We start from the raw sequence: 25,015 nt of genomic DNA on the forward strand, positions 1-25,015 counted from the left end.
ACTTAAAAATAGAATCGTCTCTTCATGTGGAATGAAACGATAACAGGGGCTAATCGTATTAGATAAGGATTCAAGTAAGTCAAAGCAGAAAAAACAAAAGAAATAAACTAGAGCTGATAGATGAAGTCAGATGCAACAATTGGCGTGATTCATCTATCAGCAAAAGAAATAAACCTGTAGTGAAAGAAGGAAAATGAGTTACTAGGAGGAAAAAAATGAATAAACCAATCAATCGTTGGGTAGTATTGATTGCTTCGACAACCGTCTTGCTTTGTACCGGAGCAATTTATGCATTTAGTGTATTTGCAGGTCCATTGAGTGCGCTTAAAGGCTGGAGCATGGGAGAAATCATGATGGCTTTTACAATCAATTCGGCAGTAGGACCAATTCCTATGATTTTAGGTGGCTTTCTCACAGACAAAGGTTGGGCTAAATGGTCAATCATGGTCGGTGGACTCTTGTTTGGACTTGGATTTTATTTATCAGGTCTGGTTAATAGTCCAGAAATGCTTTATGTAACTTATGGAATTATTGGAGGAATCGGACAAGGACTAGCTTATTCTGGTTGCTTGAGTAATACAATTCGCTTATTTCCAGATAAAAGAGGATTGGCTTCGGGAATTATTACAGCAGGCATGGGTGGTGCCGCGATTATTGCAGCGCCTATCGTTAACTTGCTGATTGAAGCAGAGGATGCTCTTCATGCTTTTCGAGTGTTAGGAATTGCTTATATTGTAATTGTCGCAATTGCAAGTTTCTTTATTCAATCTGCTCCTGCAAATTATCAACCTGAAGGCTGGACACCACCAACACGTGGCACAGGAGGGGTAAATAGGAATTGGCTTAAGATGCTTCAAACGCCCCAGTTTTATTTAATTTTCTTTATGCTATTTACAGGGGCATTCTCAGGACTAATGATTGCATCAAATGCATCCAATATTGGTCAACAGATGTTTGGATTATCAGCGACTACAGCTGCATTTTATGTCAGTCTGTATTCTTTAAGTAACTGTATTGGAAGAGTTGTTTGGGGAACAGTATCGGATAGAATTGGAAGAAATAATACATTAAATATTATTTTTGGCGTGATTATTGTTGCGTTCCTTTTGCTTACTACTCTGTCTTCTCAGCTTGGTTTTGCTTTAGGAATTATTATTTTGGGACTTTGCTTTGGCGGTGTCATGGGCGTATTTCCACCAATTGTTATGGAAAATTATGGACCTAAAAACCAAGGAGTTAACTATGGAATTGTTTTCTGCGGTTATTCAGCAGCTGCATTCTTTGGTCCTCGAGTAGCAGTAAGCATGGCAGCATCAAACGCGGGGAACTTCACAAATGCATTTTATGTCGCTATCTTTATTGCCATTGTTGGATTGGCATTAAATGTCCTCTATGTGCAGATAAAAAACAGAAGTGAAAAGCAACTTGCGGTTAAGCAATAAATAATCATCAGTTTGAAGTAAGAAGAAAGTACCTTGTAAAATAAAGTCTGGAAGTTCTGTCTTCTATCTTATATATAGTTGAAAGATCGTGGATAGAACCATTTTGAACAGATTACTGGCAAGTAGATAGTGAAAAACAGATTGGCTCAGTGCTGCACGGACTGGCTTTAAGATGATTTATAGGGAATAAATTGTATACACGACAGCCTCATTTCTGATTTCTATTGGAGTGAGGTTGTCGTGTTTTAGTGTAATATTCAAGAGTATAGAAGTGGATATACTTTTGAATATTGGAAATCAGTCATCTCTTGCTACTTATTTATAGAAGTAATAGAGTCCTGTTTTGAGGGAGAAATCCAATAATTTTCTATCAATTGAGTCTCCAGACAATTTTACTACGCGGGATATATTGACCATGAACGTAAGCGTTTCTTGAAAGACAGTATAAGTTGAAATTCTAGATTCATATAGAGAAGCCCTTTTAATTGCCCCAAAAGTCTTTGCTAGTGTCTCAATGACGAGCATAGTATCATTTCTCCCAGTACATAAGTGATGATTGACTTATCCAAAAAATCAAAGTCTGCGCTATGCTTGAGTTTTTCTGAAGAACTTACGTTTCATTTCACCTGTTTACTATTGAGTCTCTTTTGTTGGAGGAAGTGCTCTAGTTTCAAGAATCATGTAGATTTCAGTCGAATGAGAAGAGGACGAAGGAGAACGATGTGTTCAGTGACTAAATTTAGAGAGAGCAGGTAAAAAATTTAGAATGAACTAGGGAATTAATTGTACTCATTTAGTGCAAAAAAACGTCATTCTTATTTGTGAAAATCTACTATTATTAATAGAACAACAAGAAAGAGGAACTGCAGGTAAAATGAGAAGTGGATTATCATATATACAGTGGTTTATTTTGGCTGCAATGGGTAGTTAAAGTTTTGGTGGTGCAACAGGCTTGCATTGAATGGAACGCTAAGATTGTCTGAAACACAAACACGAGAACGAGAGACAAAAACGTGTGAACATTTAACTGGGGTTATCACGGCCTTATGTATTTATAGGAGATGTAGAATAAGTGTACAATATGGATGATATTGAATTAACGGTGAAACAATCTGGCCACATATCAATGGATAAGGTATTAGAAAAAGTAAACGTAAGTCCATCAAATAAGGAAAAATTGATTTTAGCAAGTAAATTAAAGTATATGGAAACGATAGAAGTTAGTTATAGGCATTTCTCGAACAAAGTCGCAACGTATTTAGAGTATAAAGAAGAGTAACGACAATATTCTGTTGGAGACATGCTAGAAAAAAGAGCGCACTTTGGATGAATTTTCTAAATAGGAGAAGAGAAAAACGCTGAGGAATAGTCAAAATAAATAGATAAGTTGTTAGTTTTTTTTACTTCGTGGAAAATAAATAGAAAAATGTACTTTCTTAGTGCATTTTTTTGTACTTTTTTTCTGTTTTTTTTAGATAAGATATTTACTGTATGAAATAGGTGATTGTTACTTGAACAGTGACATAAAACTATTGAACGAATGCTTATGAATGAAAACAGGAGGAATTTATATGAATAAAAAGATGTTCACGAATCTTTGCTACGTGATGACTATTGTATTGATGATAATCGGTCAATTTGGTAGCGAAGCTATTGCGGAAACAATCACACCAACAGTCGCTGGGGATGATCCAGGGATAACAATAACTGCGACAAATCCGATTACCTCAAAACAACTTGTTCAAGTGGATGTATCCATTGCCTCAACAGCAGGGACCATCACAGAAGATGGTGTAGTGAAAGTAACGATACCGAAAGTTATTGTGAACAGCCAAAGTGATTTAGTAAATAAACTGGTCATTGGTGATCCTTTTTATTTAGATGATCCTGCAGTAACCTATGATGAAAATGGAGATTACGTGTTGAACCTTGCCTACGATCACACGAAATATGATCCAAATGATGCACAAGGAAACACCGTGAAAATTATTTTTGATGCACCTTACATGGATTCTACTAGTTCTGACTTCCCAGACTCCGTTGATTTTAGTGCCGATATGTATATGGGATCAGAGCTAATTAGCTCTGACAAGACCACATCTGAAGTGAAAGTAACCGTACCAGGAAACCCGTTGTTACAGAAATATGGGGTAAGAAGCTATGGAACAGTTGATGGAAAATATTCATCTATTATTGAGAAAGATGATCCATCACGGAATATTTTTGTCATTGTGGTTAATTACAACCAGCAATCCATTCAGAATGCAAAAATTGTGGATACCATTCCAGAAGGTACAGAATTATATGATCCCTATCGTCACATACCAGCGACTGGAGATGATTCAATTGTAAACCATTTTAGAATTGCAAAAGTGACCGAACGTAGAAGTGACGGGATTGCAACTGGGTGGGAATATGTTACAACCGATTTCTCAGATAAAATTCATATTACGGATACGGGATTTACAATTGACTTTGGCGATTTAACACCAGATGATAGTTATGTCATTATGTATGCCCAAAAAATTACTGGTGACCCTACGGCTGAAGAATTTGGTGCCCGTTATAATAAGGTCGTACTTACAAGTGATGATGCGGCAGTTATGGAGCAGGGCACCTATATGGCTTTACAAGAAGTGAAATATGACTCTGTTAATTTGAATAAAGAAGTATCCCAGGCAACCTTAGCTTCAAATTCAGGAGATTTAATTTACACACTAACCTTTAAAAATAATATTGGAGATACAAAGATTGGAACAACCTTAACTGATCCACTTCCTGACCATATTACCTTTATCGAAACAACGGAAAATACTAGCGGCTATTTGTCTGATGTGAATTATGATGCAGAAACAAATAGTATTTCTTATGACTTACTAAAAGAATTACCTGAGGGAGAACAAATTAGCGTCTCATTCAAGGTTCATTATGAAAATCCTGAGGCTCAACCTGGAGAAACAATTGTAAATAAAGCGTATTTCAATTATGCAGGAACAAATATTGGCAGTAAAGATGCCACTACAACACTAGACGGTAGTGCGTACCTTTATAAAACAGATGAAGAGACTCAGAATCCATTAAGTGGGGCAGAATTTAAAGTTATTGATAGTGAGGGAGCAACGGTTACTGAAGGTCTAGTATCTGATGAAAATGGCTTTATTAATTCAGGACTATTACAACCAGGAGAATACGAGTTTATTGAAGTAAAAGCGCCAGATGGTTATCAATTAGATTCGACACCAATCAAATTTACGGTTGTTGCAGGGCAAGATACGCCAATCAATTTAACTATGACAAATAAAGAAAAAGAAGCAGTAAAAGGCTCTGTCCAATTAACGAAGGTGGATAGCAAGAGTAAAAAAGTACTCTCAGGTGCAGAATTTACGTTAGTATCAAGTGACGGTGAACGAATACAAGAAGGATTAACCACAGATGAGCAAGGAAATATTGTCGTTTCTAATTTAGATTCAGGAGACTATCAATTTATTGAAACGAAAGCACCAAATGGCTATCAGCTTGATGCAACCCCTGTTCAGTTTACCATTAACGAAGACGATGACACGATTGTGCTAGTAACAAAAGAAAATACTTCTAATCCAGAAGAAACAGAATCAAGTACAACAACAGATGATTCAACAACAGAATCTAGCAAAGAAATAGTGAAAGAGACTACAGAAGAGACGACAAGCGAAACAAGCTCGGAAACAGAAAATACGAACCAAGAGAATGAAACGATTGTCAGCAAACTAAAAAAAGTTTTACCTAAAACAGGTGAACAGCTTTCTAGTGTATTAGTTGTAGGTGCTGGGGTATCCTTTGTCGGAATCGCTGTATATCTTTTCAAAAAAAATAGATAGTATCATTTAGGGTGATTGTAAAAATACGATGGCCGAATGAAAACAATAAATTATTCAATAAACTAAAACTATTTGTAAGAAGTTTTCTCTGATGCCCTCAAGAAAGTTAGATTTCATTCTGATTTTCTTGGGGGATTTTATTTTTAAGACTCTTTCTCACGAGGCTTATTTTTTTCGGAAAAACAGAGAAGACATATTAAAAAAGGAGAGAGTGATGTAAGAGACACTCTTTTTTAGCTCATTAAATAATTCCTTTTTTCAGGTTGAAAAATTGATAGTACGCTAGTATGAGGGAAAATAATCAGCGAGAAATTGAACTGAAAAAGTACAAAAAAATAGCGTTTTGCACTTTCTAAATACTATACGCTATACAAGGATAATGAATACAATGGAAGGAGAGAATCAAGAGGGAAATTATCCTGTTGACAGATGAATAGAAATAATTTTCTAATACCAAAGCTGTCTATTGAATGATTCTAACGAAACAGTACACAAGGAACTACTAACTACTGATTTTTTTATTCTTTAGAGGAATGGGGAACCAATAAAGAGACTGAGAAAAATGAAAGTAAAACTAGTAATTTAACAGGATGGATGTAAGAAACTGGTGGAATAATATATTTGCCGTGAAGAAAAAACGCTGACGAAAGTAATAGTATAGCTAGAGTTTGAGGAGTAGCTAGAACGATTGTATGAGCTTACTATTAAAAAAAGATAAAAATCAAAAGGATGATCATCCTAATTAGCAAAGATTTGGGCAAACGTATAGAGAGCGCAGCCGATAAAACGGAATAAGAGCAAGTACAGGAATCTGATTGCACGTAAAGAAACTAGTGTAAATAGACAGAACAAATTCTATGCAGCAGGTAATGCGTGTGTTGCTACTTAATTTCCATTCTTTTATAAAGTGAGATTGTCGGTAATAAGCTTTTAGTAAAAGATGACTACAGATTAAGGTGCAAATGATTGTGACTGTTAAAGATATTCATGCTAATTCAGAGAACAAAAATGGAAAAACATAGAAAAGCAGTAATGGTGTGCTAAAAAAGCAGGGTATTGGTAACCTAGATAAAGCAGCTGAATCATCACAAAGGAGAGCAGAATGAAGAAACAAATAATACTGCGTCTAGCAGTTTTAACAGCTATTACACTTGCCGGATGTGGGAGAACAGAAGAAAAGCCTGCAGTAAGTACAGAATTAAATAGTGAAACAACTTCAGAAACAAGTACAAAAGAAAGCGAAAGTACATCTACTATCTCTGCTTCAACGCAAGTGTCTGAAGAAGCAACGAGTCAGTCAGAAAAGCAATCAATTTCTGGAAACGTATCGGATGAATTAAAAAAAGTGACAGCCGATATTAAGGATGAGATGGATGCAGAAGAAGCACAAATAGTATTTACTTCTACAAATCCAACGACTGTTACACAGGGAAATGTGACAATTAGTATCGATGAATATTCACTTATTGAAGTAAAAGACTTCCACCAAGACTTTTCGATTCCGTTTGGTCGACAAACAGAAGATGGTGGGATATTCTTATCAAAAATTACGATTAAAAATAATGAAAATCAGGATATTTGGTATGCTCCATTATTTGGACTGAATTATCCAGGTGCAGTTTCTGCTTTCAGTAATACAAGAATTGTATTACCAGAATCTTATGCAAATATCGGAAATGACTTAACCACGAATAAAAATCTAATTAAAAAAGGCGAGTCAATTACAGGGTATTTTCCAATGGCACTAAGTTCAGATGAGCTATCGACTATTGATGATTTAGGCGTGGTTTCGTATGAAATTCCATCTGCATACAATAAAGCAGATTCTGTAAGCTCTTCTGATGCGATTGGAAAAACAGAGACTATCCAGTTATCTGTGAATAGAAGTGGAAAAGAGACAATAAGAGAAAATGAAAAATTCTATCAAGATAAAACAACAACGACAAATATGGGGACAAAAACGATGATAGAGGAAAAAGAAGGACTGAATGATTCTCAAACAATTAATAAAATTACAGCAACGTTGAATGGCTATCAATTTACTGAATTTGAGCCAAATAAAGTAGAAGCACCAAGGTTTAGCGAATTTAATGGGATTATTTTATTGACCGTAAGCTATGATATAAAAAATGAAGGCGATGCTGAAATTGATTTTTCAACAGTTACCTCTACCCTTCGCATAGATGATGGATCACTCATTGTTTTAGGTCAAGGGATGTTGGTCGATTATAAATCAACTGACGTAGTCAAAAAAGGAGAAGCAAAAGAGTTAATTCAAGTATTCGCAATGGATAAAGAGCAATATGATAAGTTATGGAAAGAGAAAACCTACAAAATACAGTTAGTTTTATATGATTCAAGTGCAAAAGAGTTACTGAAAGGAAATAAATTTGAATTTGATTTAAAATAAGTAATCGTATAAGTTCAGAATACTTTATGGAACGCATCTAAGGAGGCTGGAACGATTTTTTTGTTCTAGTCTCTTTTGTATAACTTGTGCCTAGATAAAAGGAAAAGTGCTTTGAGAGCACTGAATTAAATTTTGAATGCTACACTAAAGTAAAAGAGGTCAGCTTCATTTATTTATGAAAAATAAGGAGGTACATTATGGAAGTGTTTAATGAATTTTTAGGCAGACAAGCAGAAAAGGAACTGCAGCTTTTAAAGCTTCTCTATCTTGAAGCTCCCACGTTTTTATCAGTAAAAGAATTATCCATGGAACTACAAATAGATAGGCGAACGGTATACAAATATTACAATGCATTGACTAAGATTCCCTATCTTAATCAGGAAAAAAAGGGAGAAATTCTCGTTCAGAAGCATAACTTAGGGTATACTTTTAAAGGAACGAAAGCAGACTATAAGCTAATTAAGCAGCAACTGATTCAATCCAATCCCTTTTATGAAATGCTCGTGACTCTTTTTTTTTATAATGAAGTGAACATCACGAAATTTTCAATTGAAAATTTTGTTTCTGAATCCTCAATTAGAGATAGATTAGTGAAGCTAGAAACGGCATTAGCTACGTTTCATCTATCTATACAAAAAAAAGATAAAGTTATTTATTTAAATGGGGATGAAAAAAGAATTCGATATGTAATGGTTTTGTTTTTTTGGCGGATATACAATGGCTTGGATTGGCCTTTTCAAGGGATTGTACAGGGGAAAACTAAGTCAATTATCTCTACTTTAGCGGAAGTGACGGATTATAAAATAACAAAAGTTAATAATGAGTTACTAAGCTATATATTAGCTGTAAATGTTATTCGTAACCAAAAATTTTTCTTAGTGGATAATAATTTTATAGAGAAGACTGCGTTATCTAGACATATATTAAACGCAAATCAAGAATTAAAAAGAACGACTGAAAAGATTCTAAAGAAAAATTATTTTTTTAACTCGAATGAATCTGATTTTGTTTTACTGTGGCTTAGTATGGTTGCTAACTTCCACTCCAACTCAAATAACCTAACAAAAGAATATGCTCACTATATTTGTGAGAATATTGTGAGTTCATCAAACTCTGAATGGTATAAGAGACGGGTTACAGAGCTGACGGAACGAGAGCAAACTGCTTTTTGGGAAGTGTTAGTTTATGGGCATATGTGTACAGAGCTTTTTAAAGATATTGGCTTTACGATAACAGGCTACGATGTGAAAAGCTATCTGGAGGATACGTATCCTGCATATTTCCCTAAAGTACGAGCTATTTTATCTCAGTTTACACTAGGGATGTACACAGAAGAAGAAAGAGAAAGTTTACTTTACTATTACACACTAGCCTACTCATTAATTGAAGAGGTGTCTTTTTTTTCTAACTTAATCAAAGTAAAATTAGAAACAGATCTTCCTCAGGTTTTAGAAATTGGCGTAAAAAAAAGAATCGAAAAAACATTTGAAAATTTTTATAATTTAGATGTTGATACAACGAATAAATATGATAGTTACGATTTATGTATCAGTACGTCTCCTTTATCCATTCTCGATAAGGACTATGCTAGTCTATTGATTAATGCGCAGGTAACCTTAAATGATTTTGTGAAAATTAATGAACTATTAAAAAAAATCAGTGATCATAAGAAGTAAGATTTCGTCACTCTGAGAATCTATATAAAAGATAATCACTAGTGACAAGCATGTTCTAAGAAATTGGCGAGAATGCAATAAGAAACTGTTTGAGCAGGATATTCAAGAAATTAGAGGAATTGGTAATAAGGTTGCTTCCACAATGGCAGATTTATTAGACTTTTTTAGTTTGACAACTACTATTCTTTTTTGGATAGATGAAACGCATGTAGAAGGCATTCAAATGCTGGAGAATAGCATTGTTATTCATTCTGGTGCCAATATGAAAATAAATTTAAATGAAGCTGCAAAAAGAACCATTAAAAAAAAGTGATTTTTTACTTTCACAATTTGAAATCAATATAGAAGCGATTATTGAAGCATTTCAATTTGCACGAGATACAGGGGTAAAAACGTTGTTGAACCCGGTTCCTGCAAGTGCTGATATTTCTGAAGAATTATTGAATAATACAGACATTTTTATTCCAAATAAAAGCGAAGCTGAATTGATTACAGGTATAAAAATAGAATCAATAGAAACGTTAAAGAAGGCTGGAAAAGTAATCCAACAGTATGGCATTGAGCTAGTTATCATTACACTTGGAGAAAAAGGTTCCTATTTCTTATATGAAAATGGCAAGGGACAAATCCCAGCTCAAGTCGTAAGAGCAGTGGATACTACAGCAGCGGGAGATACGTTTATTGGTGCACTTTCGGCAGTTTTGCAAAAAGACTATAGTAATTTAGAAGAAGCAATTCAGTATGCATCACGAGCATCTGCAATGACTGTACAGCGCTTTGGTGCCCAGCCATCTATTCCATATGCAAAAGAGATTCTCTAAAGAAATGAGAAAAAGGATGAAATGATAAAAAATAAGAAACGTGAAAACCGATTGCAAGATAACGGTTTTCACGTTTTTTTAAGTAGTCAAATGATTCAAATAGAGGAGTGAATAAGAAATTGGAACAGAAAGTTTTCTTTAGCACCAGAAAGTAAATTTATTTCAACCGGTATCGAAATTTAATAAATAAGAATATCGACCAAAAAAGTTAGTCTTTTTGACTCTTTTCTTAGTTGATACACTCTCCCAATATAAATAGAATCGTCCTTTTTTACAGGGTTTGTCAACTGAAATACATTTTTAATTTTAGATAAAAAAAATAGGCGCAAATGATTTCCAAAATGAAAAATTATGATTTATGGTTGAAATAGAGAGGCAGGAGATTGATACCTAAAAATATTATTTTATGTAAGAAGAGTAAATCTGTTACTGTTTCAAAGCCATTCATTTATAAAAGAAAATAAAGCCAAACCAAATTTCTTACGCAGACTGTACAGAATAATGTGAAGTATTTTAATAAATCAGGTTAGTCTTATGGTTTGGAGAAGGAGGTGTACGATGAGTCGTGGATTAAAAGTAGTTGGAATTATTACTTCTCTAGTTTTATGTTCTGTTTTATTGATGGTTATGGCGATTACATCTCCATACGCTGAGTTTCCGTTTGGGATGAATCGTGGGAAATTTTTAGTAGATACTTTATCCAATGAATATGTTCAGCAATATTTATTTTGGGTAGCTGTTTTCTTTATCATTTTGTTACTCGTTTTAGTGTTAGGTCTGATTTTCTATCCTAAGTCAAAACAGACGTTTTATCTAAAAGAGAATGGAGGGAAAGTTTCATTAGAAAAAAAAGCAATAGAAGGATTTGTTCGCTCAAAACTCAATGAAACTGAATTTGTCGAGTCTCCAAAGGTTAGCGTACATGCTACTAAAAATAAGCTGAAAGTGATGATTAAAGGTGAGTTAAAACGAACGGCTTCTATTTTAAACAAAACAGAAGCGGTGATGTTGGAAATTCAAAATGAGCTTCAGCAGCTTCTAGGTAGCCAGGAGAAGGTGAAAGTGGAGATTGCTTATTCTGCCTATGAAAAGTCAAGTAAACCAACAGGAAACTACTCACGCGTAGAATAGGAGGGAGAGACTATGCACGACCTATTTAATCAATACAAACTCCCGATTATTTGTGGGGGAATAGGATTTATTTTAGCTTTGTTATTTGTATCATTAGGTTTTTTTAAGACGTTACTCTTCATTTTTTTAACGGCTTTGGGGACTGCCCTTGGTTTCTATTTAGAAAAAAGCGGTATTTTACAAGCATTTAAACAATAATTATAAATTAGGAGGAGTTTTATCATGGCAAATAATTTTGATGAAAAAACAATGAAAAACGAAGGCGTGACACCTACGCATACGGAAGTATTGTCACCAAATACACCAACTGCTGAAATTAAAGGTGAATTGACTTATGATGAAAAAGTCATCCAAAAAATTATTGGAACAGCAATTGATAAAATTGATGGACTATTGACCGTTGATGGAGGCTTTTTCTCTAATATTGCAGAAAAAATTGTGAATGTTGATAATGTGACTTCTGGTATTGAAACAGAGGTAGGAAAAAAACAAGTAGCAGTAGATATGGATGTTGTCATTGAGTATGGCAGAAGCATCCCAGAAATTGCTGATCGAATTAAACAGGTTATTCATGAAGAAGTATACAAAATGACACATTTAGAGGTCATTGAAGTAAATATCAATGTAGTTGATATTAAAACGCAGTCGGAATACGAAGAAGATAGCGAAACGATTCAAGATAAAGTAACAAACGCAGCGAAAACAACCGGCCATTTTGCTTCAAAACAAACAGAAAAAGCAAAAAATGCGGTTAGTGAGGGTGCAGATAAGTTACAAGAGGAAAAGGAACCTCGCGTAGAGTAAACAAAAGAATTAGAGAACGTTATTATATTAGGAGGAATACATTATGGGAATTATTTGGTCATTAATCGTTGGGGCAATCATTGGATTGATTGCAGGAGCTATTACAGGAAAAGGAAACAGCATGGGATGGATAGCAAATATCGTTGCGGGATTAGTAGGTTCTGCATTAGGTCAAACATTACTTGGTTCATGGGGACCTTCACTAGCAGGAATGGCACTAGTTCCTTCCATCATTGGTGCAGTTATTTTAGTCTTAATCGTCTCATTTTTCCTAGGTAGAAGTAAATAAAAATCTAGCGTGTAGTAAAACGCTCATAGACAAAAATGTGTTTTTTATAAACTATGAAGAGGTTGGGACGGAAGTGTTCAACTCAAGCATGTATCATGCGTAGAAGATGATGAGAGCGAAACGAAGTGGAGACCTTCAACTCAAGCAAGTACCATGCGTAGAAGATGATGAGAGCGAAACGAAGTGGAGATGAGTTCCCCAAAAACTCAACACGAAGTGGAGATGAGTTCCTCATCTTCCCAACCTTTATTAAGAGTTTACGAAGGTGGGACATAACTAAGTAAGTTATAGCCCACCCTCGTTATAGTTTGCTGTAAGGCATATCGCATGCGTTAAGCAAGGACAGTGTGAAGAATACGTGTGATGAAGAAAATAAATTTGTCTATAAAGACAGATTGAAAAGACATTTAGCTAGTAAATAAGCTTATGGAAAAGGGCAACCCCTTTTTCATAGGCTTTTTTTGAAAACAGATTCGCCATTAAGCCTGAAGAAAAATATGGTATGATGAGAAGAAGCATTGGATAATAGAGGAATAGAGAAGGTGGAGAGATGAACGAGCGACAAATTGCCGAACAATTAGCAATCACCTATCTTTCTGATTTTGCATATAACCCAGAGAAGTTTTTGCTGTGGAAAGGAAAACGATCCTACCATTTTCGGATGAATCTCTCTTATTATTACGTAGAGCCTGCCGAAAAAATTACGAAAGAAACACTGGAGAAAACGAACATATTTATGAGAGAAGTCCTGACGTCTATTTTTCAAGGGAGTTCAGAAGTTGTTCTTTTTTCGTACATTTATACACCTAAACAGCTAAATCGTTTTTTTCAAAAAACACAGCTACATAATGAGTATTTTTCATTTTGTGCAGAAGAAGATGTATTTTTGCGGAAAGTTAAGTTAACAATAAAGCAGCCAAATACCCTTTATAAGCTAGTAAAATCGCTAATCTATCATGACTTTCCAGAGTGGAACACAGCACCTAAGCTGAACAATAAGACAGCATTGCTGAATCCGCAAAAAGAAATTCTTATTCATGTATATGATGATAGAGGATGCGATATTTTCTGTCGAAATGAACAGGATTATCATGCATTAGCAGTATTGTGTAAAGAAAAGATAGAGAGTTATACTCAGGATATGGCAGCACGTGGCTATCAGGTCATTGACTCTCCTTATGGGGTACGATTTAAGAGAGAGTGAAGCTAAATTTGAATGAGTTTAAAAATAGATAAGAGAGTTGAGGAAAAAGAAACATGCGAAATATCAAATTAACGATTGAATATGATGGAAAACGATACTTAGGCTGGCAGCGTTTAGGCGATTCTGAGAAAACCATTCAAGGAAAAATAGAAGGCGTTATCGCCCAAATGACAGGTGAAACAATAGAAATTATCGGTTCTGGACGGACGGATGCTGGGACACATGCAAGAGGGCAAGTCGCCAATTTCAAAACAGCCTCGGAAATGACACCAGAAGAAATGCAGTCTTTTTTCAATCGCTATCTTCCACGTGATATTGTAATTAAAAAAGTGGAGACGGCTTCTGAACGGTTTCATGCAAGATATAACGCACAGGCAAAGCAATACAGCTATTATGTTTGGAACAGTGAAATCCCTTCTGCATTTAATCGAAATTACAGCTTTCATGTTCCACAAACACTTGATATAGAAAAAATGACTCAGGCCTGTGAAAAGTTAATCGGCACCCATGATTTTATTGGTTTTTCAGCATTGAAAAAAACAAAGAAGTCAACTACGCGGACGGTTCATCAAGTATCTATTCAAAAAGAAGGCGAAATGCTGCACTTCGTATTTGAAGGAGATGGTTTTTTGCATAAAATGGTTCGAATTTTAACTGGGACCCTTATTGAAATTGGGTTAGGCAAGAAGGATAGTACAATCATTGATGAGGTATTTCAAAGCAATACTCGAAAAGAAGCGGGCGAGACCGTTCCGGCGCATGGATTGTTTTTGGATGAGGTTATCTATTAATACTAGCAGCGAGATAGCTTGAATAAGTAAACAGAGTTATGTACAGTTTACTATATAGATAGTGGCTGAATAAATTTTATCTGAAAAGCGATTGATGAGAGAGACCAAAATAGATGAGTGATAGAAAATCCATCTGTTTGAAGATAGTGAAGAGCCTTTTTAGCCTAGCTTCCGATAGCTATATGAAATAAAAATTTGTCAGGACTAGGCGTAAGAAAGAGTGAATAAAATAAGGTAGTAAGCGAAGACCAGCGGGTTCAACAGTGAATCTGTAGGGTCTTTTTTTGTAGAACAAGACAATGAGTTGTTTAGTAACGGAACCTTCTGTAATTTCACTTGCACACTAATTATAAGCTTATCCAAAAAGGATTAATCCTCCAGCGTTGGTACTCAAAATAACAGTGGAAAAGTTTTTTATGTACTTCTAATTTATAGAGCTACAAGAACAATTATCTTGCTAGAAAAGCGGATAAGTTTTTGTCAAATGAAGGAAAACGTCAAAAACAGCAAGTCATCATGGCGAAGCGCTGTTTTTGACGTTTGTTTTAGGACAAACTTTTTATGTTTGACGAAGTGAATAGGCATCTAAAATGATTCGAGAGATTACTTGAAGAGGTAGCCTTGAGCGAACTTCATAGTCAGGGAAATAAGAGATAGGAGATTTGAAGCCTACAAAGTTGATATCGGCTAAATCATGTAAAAGCCCTTGTGCATTGGCGGTGATATTAATTGTTGTTACCTCATTTTTTTGACAGCTTTTACATGCCTCTATCAATTCGGCTGTTTCTGAATTTAAAGAAATAAAGATAACCAAATCTTCCTTTTTTATCTTTTTACTGATAGTTCTAATAATATTGGGATCATCGTGCATTTCACAATATTTATTAACTAATTGTAGTTTAATGGTCATTTCTTTTGCGATTAATTCCGAAAATCCTCTAGCAAAAATAAAAATTCGCTTAGCCGCTTTCATTTTTTGAATTGTATCCTCAATAGCTCCGACATTTAAACTCTCAATTGTTTTTGTTACCTCTTGTTCATTTTTTAAAATTGCCCCTTTGATTTCTTTATCCACTTTTTCCATAGCCTTGAGTGTTCCTGGGTTGGTTTCTTTTAATGAATACTTAAAAGAAGTAAAGCCGTCATACCCCATTTTTTTCATCGTACGGACAATGGTAGCGGTGGAGACATTTGCTTCTTCACTCAGTTTCACAATTGACATATCATGCATGTCTTGCTGATGTAAATTTATATAATTCAGTAGATGCTGTTCACTAGGACTAAATTTTTGTTCCATAGATGATATCTCCTTTGTAAATGTTTTCAAAAAAAGAAGGAAAAGCGGCTTGTATAGAAAACCTTTACATCATATTCTATGACATAATAAACACATAATCAATTAGAAAGAGAGGAGAGAAGAAATGATTTTAACATGTACAATGAATCCAGCAATCGATTTGTTTATTCGTACTGAATATTTAACCCCTAAAAAAGTAAATCGAACGAGTGAAAATGATATTCAGCCAAATGGCAAAGGAGTAAACGTCTCGTTTATTTTAAAAATGTTAGGACTTGATAATACTGCCACTGGGTTTATTGGAGGGTTTACAGGTGAATTTATCAAAGAAGAGCTAGAAAAAAAAGAAATAGAAACAGATTTTGTGTCAATTTCTGAGATCACTCGAATCAATGTATTCACAAATGTCCTAAATGAAAAAACGGAATATAAAATAGTAAATAAAGGACCGAATATAAAAAAAGAGTCGTTAAATGACTTAATGGATAAACTATCAAAATTAGAAAAAAATGATCTTTTGATTGTTTCTGGCAGCTCACCTGAAGGAGTTACAGATGAGGATCTTCTTGAGATAGCAAAGCTAGCAAAAAAGAAAGAGATTAGGCTGGCAATTGATACAAGTTCAAAAATATTATTAGATGTTTTACCTTTTGAACCCTATTGTATTAAACCCAACGATGAAGAATTAATGCAATTATTTAATTTAACGGAATTAACAACAGAAGATATCATTTACTATGGAAAGCAGCTTGTTGGACTAGGTGCAAAACAAGTCATCATTTCATTAGGGGAAAACGGAGCCTATCTATTTAATCAGAATGAAATTTTGGTGGGAAATGCCCCAAAAGGAGAATTAGTTAACTCAGCATGTGCAGGAGATACGATGTTAGCAACCTTTATAGGACTGCAAGAATTAGGTAAGACAACAGAAGAATCATTAAAAACTGCTATCGCAGCAGCAAGCTCAACTGCTTTTACGGAGGGGCTGACAGATTTTCTTAACGTTCCGTTATTAGAAAAAGAAATTACAATAAAAAAAGTGAGGGGATAATCATGAAAGAATTTTACATTATTGCAGCAACAGGATGTCCAACTGGGATTGCGCATACGTACATGGCTCAAGAGGCTTTGGAACAAGCAGCTAAAAAAGCAGGCGTAAAAATCAAAGTAGAAACACATGGTCAAATTGGTATCGAAAATGAGTTAACAGATGAAGATATAAAATTGGCAGATGCTGTTATTATTGCAGCGGACAAAGATGTCCATGCTGAAAGATTCATCAATAAAAAGATAATAGATGTGTCTGTGAGTCAGGGAATTAAAAATGCTGAAAAATTGATTGCAGATGCTATTGCGGGAAAAGGCGAAATACACTATTCTGCAGAGTCAGAAAAAGTAGAAGAAACAAAAACAGAGAAAAATGGCAACAAAATTGGTCATAAAATTTATAAAGATTTAATGAACGGCGTGTCTCATATGTTGCCTTTTGTTGTTGGGGGCGGAGTATTAGTTGCACTATCATTTTTATGGGGAATCTACTCTGCTGAACCAGGGAATGTAGAATATAACCAGTTTGCAGCTACATTAAAAGATATTGGCGGATTATCAATGGGTGCAATGGTTCCTATTTTGTCAGCTTATATTGCAGAAAGTATTGCCAAGCGTCCGGGGTTAGTTGCAGGGTTTGTTGGCGGCCTGATTGCATCTAATGGCGGGGCAGGCTTTTTAGGAGGGATTGTATCCGGTTTCTTAGCAGGGTACGTTATTGTACTCTTAGGAAAAGTGTTTGCAAAATTGCCTAAGGAATTAGATGGGTTAAAAGCAATCTTCTTATTTCCTGTTATAGGTGTATTCATTACGGGGCTGGCAATGCATTTCTTAGTCTCACCAATGAATGCAGTAAATGAGTCAATGATGGACTTCTTAGCTGGATTCCAAGGATCCAGTCCAATTGTTTTGGGAATTATTGTTGGTTGTATGTGTGCTTTTGATATGGGTGGACCAGTCAATAAGGCTGCATATGTAACAGGAACAGCACTTTTAGCTCAAGGAAACTTTTACTTTATGGCAGGTGTATCGGCAGCTTGTATTGCGCCACCACTTATCACAGGTGTAGCCTCTTTACTTTATGGAAAATACTTTGATCCAAATGATCGCAATGCTGGTTTGGTTAATATTATTTTAGGATCAACACATATTACTGAAGGAGCCATTCCATTTGCTGCAAAAGATCCATTAAGAGTATTACCGATTATGATGCTGGGCTCTTCAATTGCTGCGGTGTTAACGTATATCTTCAAAGTGCAAGTTCCAGCACCACATGGTGGTTTTCTTGTATTGCCAATTGTCACAGGAAAATTAGCTTGGTTAGGATCAATTTTAGCGGGTTCAGTAGTAGGGGGAATCTTACTAGGCGAATTACAAAAAAGAAAAAGTCGTAAATAAGGAGAACTGAAAAATGTCAATCATTTCAATAGATAACATAAAGTTAAACCAAGAGATATTCTCACAGCAAGAAGCTTTTTCAGTTATTGCAGAGCTTGCACAAACGCATGGATACAGCACTTCTATTAGTGAAGTTGTCAAAGGGTTAAATGAAAGAGAACTGGAAGGAACAACGGGGATGATGGATGGAATTGCCATCCCCCATTGTCAGTCAAAAAAAATTACTAAACCAGGAGTTTTCATTATTCGAACAAACGAAGGGATTGAGTGGCAGTCAATGGATGGGCAGCCAGTTCGACTAATTGTCAGCTTGTTAATTCCTGATGGTGAAGCTGGGACTACACATTTAAAAGTATTGTCAACCATCGCTCGTATGTTAATGAAAGATGAGATAAAAACAGAACTACTTCAAGCGGAAAATAAAGAAGCTATTTATACGATTTTAGAAGAGCATTTAAAAGGAGCGTAACTAGATACATGAAAAAAATAAGTGAAAACAAATTAAAATTTATGAATCAACTATCAACTAAGGAAGGGATTATTGCAGCTCTTGCAATTGATCAACGTGGGGCATTAAAAAAAATGCTTGCTTCTGAAGGATTTGAAGGGGATGTAGAGCAAGCAATTGTTGACTTTAAAAAGTTGGTGTCTGAAGAGCTAACGGCGTATTCATCTTCTATTTTATTAGATCCAGAATACGGATTGCCAGCTTCAAAAGTAAAAGTACCTGAATCGGGCTTGTTGTTGGCTTATGAACAAACAGGTTATGACGCAACGGAGGCTGGGCGTTTCCCAGATTTAATTCATGAATACTCTGCTTTAAGATTAAAAGAAGCTGGCGCAGATGCGGTCAAATTTTTACTTTACTATGATGTCGATGAGTCAGCAGAAATTAATGAACGTAAACATGCTTTTGTGGAACGTATTGGTTCTGAGTGTATAGCCGAGGATATTCCTTTTTACCTAGAGCTGTTGTCTTATGATGCTAAAAACTCAGATAATACTAGTAAAGAATTTGCAAAAGTTAAACCTCATAAAGTAAACGATATGATGGCTGAATTTTCAAAAGAACGCTACAATGTAGATGTATTAAAAATGGAAGTTCCGGTTAATATGAACTATGTCGAAGGATTTGCTAAATCGCTAGAGGATGTCGTTTATACAAAAGAAGAAGCAATGAAGCATTTTAAAGAACAAAGTGAGAAAACAGACCTGCCATATATTTTCTTAAGTGCAGGTGTCAGTGCCAAACTGTTTCAAGAGACACTATATTTTGCAAAGGAATCGGGCTCTCAATTCAATGGTGTTCTTTGTGGTCGTGCAACATGGAAAGACGGAGTAAGTGTATTTGTTAAAGAGGGAGAAACAGCGACTCGAAAATGGCTTCGTACAACTGGAAAACAAAATATGGATGCATTGAATGAAACGTTGGCTGATACCGCAACAACTTGGCATAAAAAATTAAATTAAAAGAAGAAACGACGGATAAAAAGAGTTGAGGGTGGGATATAACTAATTAAGTTCCACCCTCTAAATATTGGGAAGAGGTGTGACTCATCTTCACTGCATCTCGCTTTCATCAATCGCTAAAAGCGAGACGGAGAATTGAAGGATCGTTCTCAATAACTTTTATATATAGTACTTAATTGGTTCTTAGAACGATACACTGCTGTTTGCGACCTCGTTCTCTTCTTTCTTCTATTTTCTCAGTGATTTCTCTCTACTACTTTGTTAAAATAGTTAAAAATTTTATTCGAAAAGATAGAAGATTTATCAAATAATGAATGTGTCTCTTATTAAAAAATGTCAATTGTGGAAAAACTGGATTGACATCGGTTTCAGAAAGTGATACTATTTGACACAAGGCGAGATGTTATTACTTCGGGTAAGCAGGACGAGTCTTTCAAAAATGAAAAATGGATGTTATCGCAGAAATGTGAGCAGGACCTATTTACGTGGCACAGAAATGTCGTGCAGGTAAGTGGGCTTTTTTATTGCAATGATTAGCGGGGATAATTATGATCATAAAACGAGTGCTAAACAATAATACAGTGATATCTAGCAACAGCAAAGGGCTAGATGTTTTACTAATGGGTAAAGGGATTGCTTTTGGAAAGAAAAAAGGGGAAGACGTTGAGATAGAAACTGTCGAGAAAACCTTTATTTTGCATGATAAAGCAACCCAAAGTCGATTTACAGAACTGATGATTGATGTTCCTATGGAGCAAATTTTAGTTTCTGAAAAAATCATTAACTTTGGAAAAATTAAACTTGGGAAAAGTTTAAATGAAATTATTTACGTCAATTTGACGGACCATGTACATTCTACCATCGAGCGCTACAAAGAAGGGATTATCTTAAAAAATCCTTTGAGATGGGATATTGCCAGATTTTATCCCGATGAATACGCGGTTGGAGAAAAAGCAATTGAGATTATTCGAAATGAGTTAAACGTAAGCTTAGAAATTGATGAGGCAGCCTTTATAGCGACTCATTTTGTCAACGCGGAATTGACTCAAGGAAATGGGCTTGCCTATGATATCGCAGAAATCACCAAGCAAATCGAAAAAATTGTGAAGGACTATTATCGAACAGAATTTGATGAAACCTCACTAGATTATTATCGGTTTATCACACATGTGAAGTTCTTTTCACAACGCGTATTAATGGGAGATCATTATGATGATGCCGATGCAGAGCTTCTTGAAACACTTAAAAAAAAATATCACAATGAATATCAATGTGCATTGAAAATCAAAGCATTTGTAGAGGCTGAATATAGGTATGACCTAAGCTCGACAGAACTATTGTATTTAACAGCACATATCAGAAGAATTACGAAAAATTTATAACAGGATTGTTATCCAAACGGAGCATGACCTAAGATAAGACTGATGATTCAGTCTATTTTAGGTCCTTTTTTATTAGGAGGAGAAAAGATGAACTATTCAGAATCAGCAAAGACTATTTTGCATGAAATTGGCAATGAAGAAAATATACAATCAGTGACGCACTGTATGACGCGTCTTCGATTTGTCTTAAAAGATGAGAAGCTGGTAAACGATGAAAAAGTAAAGAAAATCCCTGGTGTGATGGGTGTTATGAAAAAGGGGGGACAGTATCAAATTGTCATGGGAAATGACGTCGCGAATTACTATAAGGCATTTACTAAATTAGGTAATTTTAATAATGAATCAGTGACAGAAACAGCAGAAAAGAAAAATCTTTTTGATGCGTTTGTTGATGTGATTTCGGGCTGTATGTCGCCATTGATTCCTGCACTTATCGGAGGTGGGATGATTAAAGTATTATTAATTTTACTTCCTTTATTAGGCTGGATGAGTGATACTTCTCAAACCTTCCAAGTGTTAACCTTTTTTGGGGATGCTCCATTTTATTTCATGCCAATTATGCTGGCGTATACAGCAGCACAAAAATTTGGTGTGACACCCATGCTGGCAGTAACCGTAGGAGGAATTATGTTACATCCCAACTTTACTGAAATGGTTGGAAAAGGGGATGCAGTGAGTATATTTGGCTTACCTATTACATTAGCAACGTACAGTTCATCTGTGATCCCTATTTTATTGATGGTTTGGCTGATGAAGTATATTGAAGGAGTCTTTGATCGTTTGATTCCGACTGTTCTAAAAAGCTTTTTAAAACCGCTATTGGTCATCGTTATTTCAGGAATCTTGGCTTTGGTAGTTGTTGGTCCTCTAGGCACGTATGCAGGTCAATTACTTTCAACGATTATTTTGTGGATTCAAGGTAAGGCTGGTTTCTTAGCACTAGGATTAATGGGTGCTTTTATGCCGCTAATTGTTATGACAGGGATGCATTGGGCGTTTGCTCCTATCTTTTTAATTGCTTCTGTTCAAGCACCAGATGTCTTAATTTTACCTGCAATGTTGGCTGCAAATTTAGCACAAGGAGCGGCATGTCTTGCGGTATCAATGAAAGCAAAAAATAAAAACTTAAAAACAGTTGCTTTAGCTTCAGGAATCTCTGCTTTGCTGGCGGGAGTAACAGAACCAGCTTTATATGGCGTGACGCTGAAATATAAAAAACCTCTTTATGCTGCAATGATTGCTGGCGGGATTTGCGGAGTGTACATGGGCTTCACTGGACTTTCTGCTTATGCATTTGCTGTCCCTTCTTTAGTCGCTCTTCCTCAATTCATTGGTGGAGATGGCAACGGGAATATTATTAATGCAATTATTGTTGCGATAGCATCGATTGTAATTACGTTTGTATTAACCATCGTTTTCGGCTTTGATGAAGAGAGTGAGCAAATGGAAGAAACAGTTGTCCCTTCAACGATTGAAGGCGGAAGTCATGATCCTAAAAAAGTATTTTCTCCAGTAAATGGAGAAGTTGTTCCCCTAGAAAAAGTAAACGATTCAGCATTCTCTACAAAAATGATGGGAGAAGGAATTGCAATTCTTCCAAAAGAAAATCAAATTGTGGCACCTTTTAGCGGAACGATTGCTGCTATATTCCCTACAAAACATGCGATTGGTCTGGTAAGTGATTCAGGTATTGAATTGTTGATTCATGTCGGAATTGATACGGTTGAATTGAATGGAAAATACTTTGAAAGCTTCGTTGAGGCTGGAGACCATGTTGAAAAAGGACAACTCTTATTAAAAGCAGATTTTGAAAAGATTAATGCGGCAGGCTACGATAGTATTACACCTGTTGTCGTAACAAATACAAACCAATATATTGATGTAGTAGCAAAAGATGAAATGACCAATACAACTGAAAATGAAGCAATTATATACGTGGTGTAAGGAGGAAAATAAATAATGAATACATTTCCAGAAAATTTTTTGTGGGGCGGCGCAATAGCAGCGAATCAGGCAGAGGGTGCCTACAATGAAGGCGGAAAAGGTTTAAGTGTGGAGGATGTTGCACCGAAAGGGTGGAAGGGCAGACCAACCAATGAACCTACAGAGGATAATCTTAAATTAGTAGGGATTGATTTTTATCATCGCTACAAAGAAGATATTCGTTTATTCGCAGAAATGGGCTTTAAGGTGTTTCGCTTATCGATTGCCTGGTCAAGAATTTTTCCTATGGGAGACGAAACGGAACCTAATGAAGCAGGACTAGCTTTTTATGATGATGTCTTTGATGAATGTGCCAAATATGGCATAGAACCTTTAGTCACGCTGTCACACTATGAAACGCCACTTCATTTGTCAAAAACATATGATGGCTGGCGTAGCCGAGAATTAATTGGTTTTTTTGAGCACTATGCGCGAACAGTTATTACCCGCTACAAGGACAAGGTAAACTATTGGCTAACCTTTAATGAAATTAATTCCATTACTCATGCACCATTTTTAAGTGGCGGAATTTATACTCCGTTAGCAGAGTTAAGTAAACAGGATATCTATCAAGCAATTCATCATGAGCTAGTAGCAAGCGCAAAAGCTGTAAAAGCTTGTCATGAAATTAGTCCGCAGGCTCAAATCGGCTGCATGGTTTTAGGTATGCCTGTTTATCCGTTAACCCCAGCACCCAAGGATGTCTGGAAGTCTTTAGAAGCAGAACGGGAAAATTATTATTTTTCAGATATTCAAGTGAGAGGCTATTATCCAACTTACACTAAGCGTTTCTTCCAAGAACAAAATATTCACTTAACCATTACCTCTGAAGATTTGGAGGATTTAAAAGAGACGGTTGATTTTATTTCTTTCAGCTATTATATGTCTACCTGTGAATCTACAGATCCAGCGATGGAAACTGGTGAAGGCAACATTTTAGGTGGCGTGCCGAATCCTTATTTAGAAGCAAGTGAATGGGGCTGGCAGATTGATCCAGAAGGGCTGCGTTACTACTTAAATAATCTATATGACCGCTACCAAAAACCACTATTTATTGTAGAAAATGGATTAGGTGCAGTTGATGAGCTAGTAACACTTGAAGATGGAACGAAAACAGTGATAGATGACTATCGCATTCAATATATGAATGACCATCTTGTTCAAGTAGGTGAAGCAATCAAAGATGGTGTAGAAATTATGGGTTATACCTCATGGGGCTGTATTGATTTAGTGAGTTTTACAACAGCAGAATTGAAAAAAAGATATGGCTTGATTTATGTTGATCGACAAGAGGATGGCAGCGGCACACTAAACCGCTACAAGAAAAAAAGCTTCTATTGGTACAAAGAAGTGATTGCTTCCAATGGAGAAAGCTTAATGGACAACTAAATAAACTTCGGAGGTTAGGTCAAAACAGCTACGACCTCCTACCTTACATTTTTGTAGTATTTCCTTCCTCTTTTGTGGGTATCCTAATGAGCACAACCTTGATAAGATAAAGACATCAAGTAATTAACTATTAGGAGGAAAAAAGATGAATATAGTGATTATTACAATGCTACTAATATATTTCGTTGAGTCAAAAAATCTAAAAGCAGAAATAGCAAAAAAGTTTTTGATTGGTCTTTCCATTGTATTTAGTGTATGGACAGTTAGTCAAAATATTATTCAAAATCCGAAACCTTTTTCTACAGAGATGCTGATTGCAGGAATTGCAGGAGTTGTAATATTAGCTTTATGTCTCTATGTTCCAAGTTTTTTGTTGTTTAAGTATGGAATGAAGAAGAAAAGGTAAGAAGAAAACAAGGAAATGCGGTAAAAAAGAAGAACTTAACGATTATACAAACATACAAAAATCCTTTCAAGAATATCAGGTGAGAAAAGCTCGCTGATTTCTGAAAGGATTTTTTGTTTAGGGAGATAGGATAAACTTCTGTCCCAACTTCACCCTCACTGAGCAGTTATCTTTGCCGTTTATTAGAGACAATTTATCAAGTAAACTCTTTGAGGAAT

The 25,015-nt window shown here is 35.5% G+C and carries 22 protein-coding genes; 21 read left to right on the forward strand and 1 reads right to left on the reverse strand.

Annotation, left to right across the window (positions count from 1 at the left end; all coding sequences use genetic code 11):
- The first annotated feature begins 215 nt into the window (after nucleotides 1-215).
- The 13 genes from I589_RS00975 to truA all read left to right on the forward strand — a co-directional run bounded on the left by I589_RS00975 (nucleotide 216) and on the right by truA (nucleotide 14,425).
- Nucleotides 216-1,442: an L-lactate MFS transporter gene (locus tag I589_RS00975; RefSeq protein WP_010770013.1), complete on the forward strand. Its 1,227-nt coding sequence runs from the start codon at nucleotides 216-218 to the stop codon at nucleotides 1,440-1,442.
- A gap of 1,072 nt (nucleotides 1,443-2,514) precedes the next feature.
- Nucleotides 2,515-2,721 carry a hypothetical protein gene (locus I589_RS00985; RefSeq protein ID WP_010770011.1) on the forward strand — a complete coding sequence of 69 codons (207 nt, stop codon included), beginning with the start codon at nucleotides 2,515-2,517 and terminating at the stop codon, nucleotides 2,719-2,721.
- Between the two features lie 292 nt (nucleotides 2,722-3,013).
- Nucleotides 3,014-5,299: a SpaA isopeptide-forming pilin-related protein gene (locus I589_RS00990; protein WP_010770010.1), complete on the forward strand. Its 2,286-nt coding sequence runs from the start codon at nucleotides 3,014-3,016 to the stop codon at nucleotides 5,297-5,299.
- 1,102 nt (nucleotides 5,300-6,401) lie between these two features.
- Nucleotides 6,402-7,709 carry a DUF5068 domain-containing protein gene (locus tag I589_RS00995; RefSeq protein WP_010770009.1) on the forward strand — a complete coding sequence of 436 codons (1,308 nt, stop codon included), beginning with the start codon at nucleotides 6,402-6,404 and terminating at the stop codon, nucleotides 7,707-7,709.
- Nucleotides 7,710-7,906: 197 nt separating this feature from the next.
- The gene (locus tag I589_RS01000) at nucleotides 7,907-9,385 is read left to right on the forward strand and encodes a helix-turn-helix domain-containing protein (protein WP_010770008.1); all 1,479 of its coding nucleotides are present in this window, start codon (nucleotides 7,907-7,909) and stop codon (nucleotides 9,383-9,385) included.
- A 142-nt stretch (nucleotides 9,386-9,527) separates the two neighbouring features.
- On the forward strand, nucleotides 9,528-9,698 hold the full coding sequence (locus I589_RS18560) for a hypothetical protein (RefSeq protein ID WP_010770007.1): 171 nt from the start codon (nucleotides 9,528-9,530) through the stop codon (nucleotides 9,696-9,698).
- A complete protein-coding gene (locus tag I589_RS01005; protein WP_010770006.1) occupies nucleotides 9,664-10,206 on the forward strand; it encodes a PfkB family carbohydrate kinase in 543 nt (180 codons plus the stop codon). The genes I589_RS18560 and I589_RS01005 overlap by 35 nt, the downstream gene beginning before the upstream one ends.
- 558 nt (nucleotides 10,207-10,764) lie before the next feature.
- Nucleotides 10,765-11,337 carry an alkaline shock response membrane anchor protein AmaP gene (gene amaP, locus I589_RS01010; RefSeq protein WP_010770005.1) on the forward strand — a complete coding sequence of 191 codons (573 nt, stop codon included), beginning with the start codon at nucleotides 10,765-10,767 and terminating at the stop codon, nucleotides 11,335-11,337.
- Between the two features lie 12 nt (nucleotides 11,338-11,349).
- The gene (locus tag I589_RS01015; protein WP_010770004.1) at nucleotides 11,350-11,535 is read left to right on the forward strand and encodes a DUF2273 domain-containing protein; all 186 of its coding nucleotides are present in this window, start codon (nucleotides 11,350-11,352) and stop codon (nucleotides 11,533-11,535) included.
- A gap of 24 nt (nucleotides 11,536-11,559) precedes the next feature.
- Nucleotides 11,560-12,141 (forward strand): Asp23/Gls24 family envelope stress response protein, encoded by a 582-nt coding sequence (locus I589_RS01020; protein ID WP_010770003.1) that lies wholly within the window; start codon nucleotides 11,560-11,562, stop codon nucleotides 12,139-12,141.
- 43 nt (nucleotides 12,142-12,184) lie between these two features.
- A complete protein-coding gene (locus I589_RS01025) occupies nucleotides 12,185-12,430 on the forward strand; it encodes a GlsB/YeaQ/YmgE family stress response membrane protein (RefSeq protein WP_010770002.1) in 246 nt (81 codons plus the stop codon).
- A gap of 550 nt (nucleotides 12,431-12,980) precedes the next feature.
- Nucleotides 12,981-13,634, forward strand: a complete 654-nt coding sequence (locus I589_RS01030; RefSeq protein WP_010770001.1) for a DUF3885 domain-containing protein — start codon at nucleotides 12,981-12,983, stop codon at nucleotides 13,632-13,634.
- Nucleotides 13,635-13,687: 53 nt separating this feature from the next.
- Entirely contained in the window at nucleotides 13,688-14,425 is a 738-nt protein-coding gene (gene truA, locus I589_RS01035; RefSeq protein WP_010770000.1) for a tRNA pseudouridine(38-40) synthase TruA, read from the forward strand.
- 559 nt (nucleotides 14,426-14,984) lie between these two features.
- Here the strand turns inward: truA and I589_RS01040 are convergent.
- Nucleotides 14,985-15,731 (reverse strand): MurR/RpiR family transcriptional regulator, encoded by a 747-nt coding sequence (locus tag I589_RS01040; protein WP_281169501.1) that lies wholly within the window; start codon nucleotides 15,729-15,731, stop codon nucleotides 14,985-14,987.
- A gap of 115 nt (nucleotides 15,732-15,846) precedes the next feature.
- On the opposite strand from I589_RS01040, the gene pfkB reads away from it, so the two are divergent.
- The 8 genes from pfkB (at nucleotide 15,847) to I589_RS01080 (ending at nucleotide 24,797) form a co-directional block, all read left to right on the forward strand.
- Entirely contained in the window at nucleotides 15,847-16,773 is a 927-nt protein-coding gene (gene pfkB, locus I589_RS01045; protein ID WP_010769998.1) for a 1-phosphofructokinase, read from the forward strand.
- Between the two features lie 2 nt (nucleotides 16,774-16,775).
- Nucleotides 16,776-18,167: a PTS fructose transporter subunit IIC gene (locus I589_RS01050; protein WP_010769997.1), complete on the forward strand. Its 1,392-nt coding sequence runs from the start codon at nucleotides 16,776-16,778 to the stop codon at nucleotides 18,165-18,167.
- A gap of 13 nt (nucleotides 18,168-18,180) precedes the next feature.
- Complete coding sequence (locus I589_RS01055; protein ID WP_010769996.1) at nucleotides 18,181-18,636, forward strand: PTS sugar transporter subunit IIA; 456 nt, start codon at nucleotides 18,181-18,183, stop codon at nucleotides 18,634-18,636.
- 8 nt (nucleotides 18,637-18,644) lie between these two features.
- A complete protein-coding gene (gene lacD, locus I589_RS01060; RefSeq protein WP_010769995.1) occupies nucleotides 18,645-19,637 on the forward strand; it encodes a tagatose-bisphosphate aldolase in 993 nt (330 codons plus the stop codon).
- Between the two features lie 548 nt (nucleotides 19,638-20,185).
- The gene (licT, locus tag I589_RS01065; RefSeq protein WP_010769994.1) at nucleotides 20,186-21,019 is read left to right on the forward strand and encodes a BglG family transcription antiterminator LicT; all 834 of its coding nucleotides are present in this window, start codon (nucleotides 20,186-20,188) and stop codon (nucleotides 21,017-21,019) included.
- A gap of 87 nt (nucleotides 21,020-21,106) precedes the next feature.
- The gene (locus tag I589_RS01070) at nucleotides 21,107-22,963 is read left to right on the forward strand and encodes a beta-glucoside-specific PTS transporter subunit IIABC (protein ID WP_010769993.1); all 1,857 of its coding nucleotides are present in this window, start codon (nucleotides 21,107-21,109) and stop codon (nucleotides 22,961-22,963) included.
- Between the two features lie 15 nt (nucleotides 22,964-22,978).
- Entirely contained in the window at nucleotides 22,979-24,391 is a 1,413-nt protein-coding gene (locus I589_RS01075; RefSeq protein ID WP_010769992.1) for a glycoside hydrolase family 1 protein, read from the forward strand.
- A gap of 145 nt (nucleotides 24,392-24,536) precedes the next feature.
- Complete coding sequence (locus I589_RS01080) at nucleotides 24,537-24,797, forward strand: hypothetical protein (RefSeq protein WP_010769991.1); 261 nt, start codon at nucleotides 24,537-24,539, stop codon at nucleotides 24,795-24,797.
- Nucleotides 24,798-25,015 lie beyond the last annotated feature (218 nt).

Origin of the sequence: Enterococcus phoeniculicola ATCC BAA-412 (genome assembly GCF_000407505.1) — a bacterium.
Classification (GTDB): domain Bacteria; phylum Bacillota; class Bacilli; order Lactobacillales; family Enterococcaceae; genus Enterococcus_K; species Enterococcus_K phoeniculicola.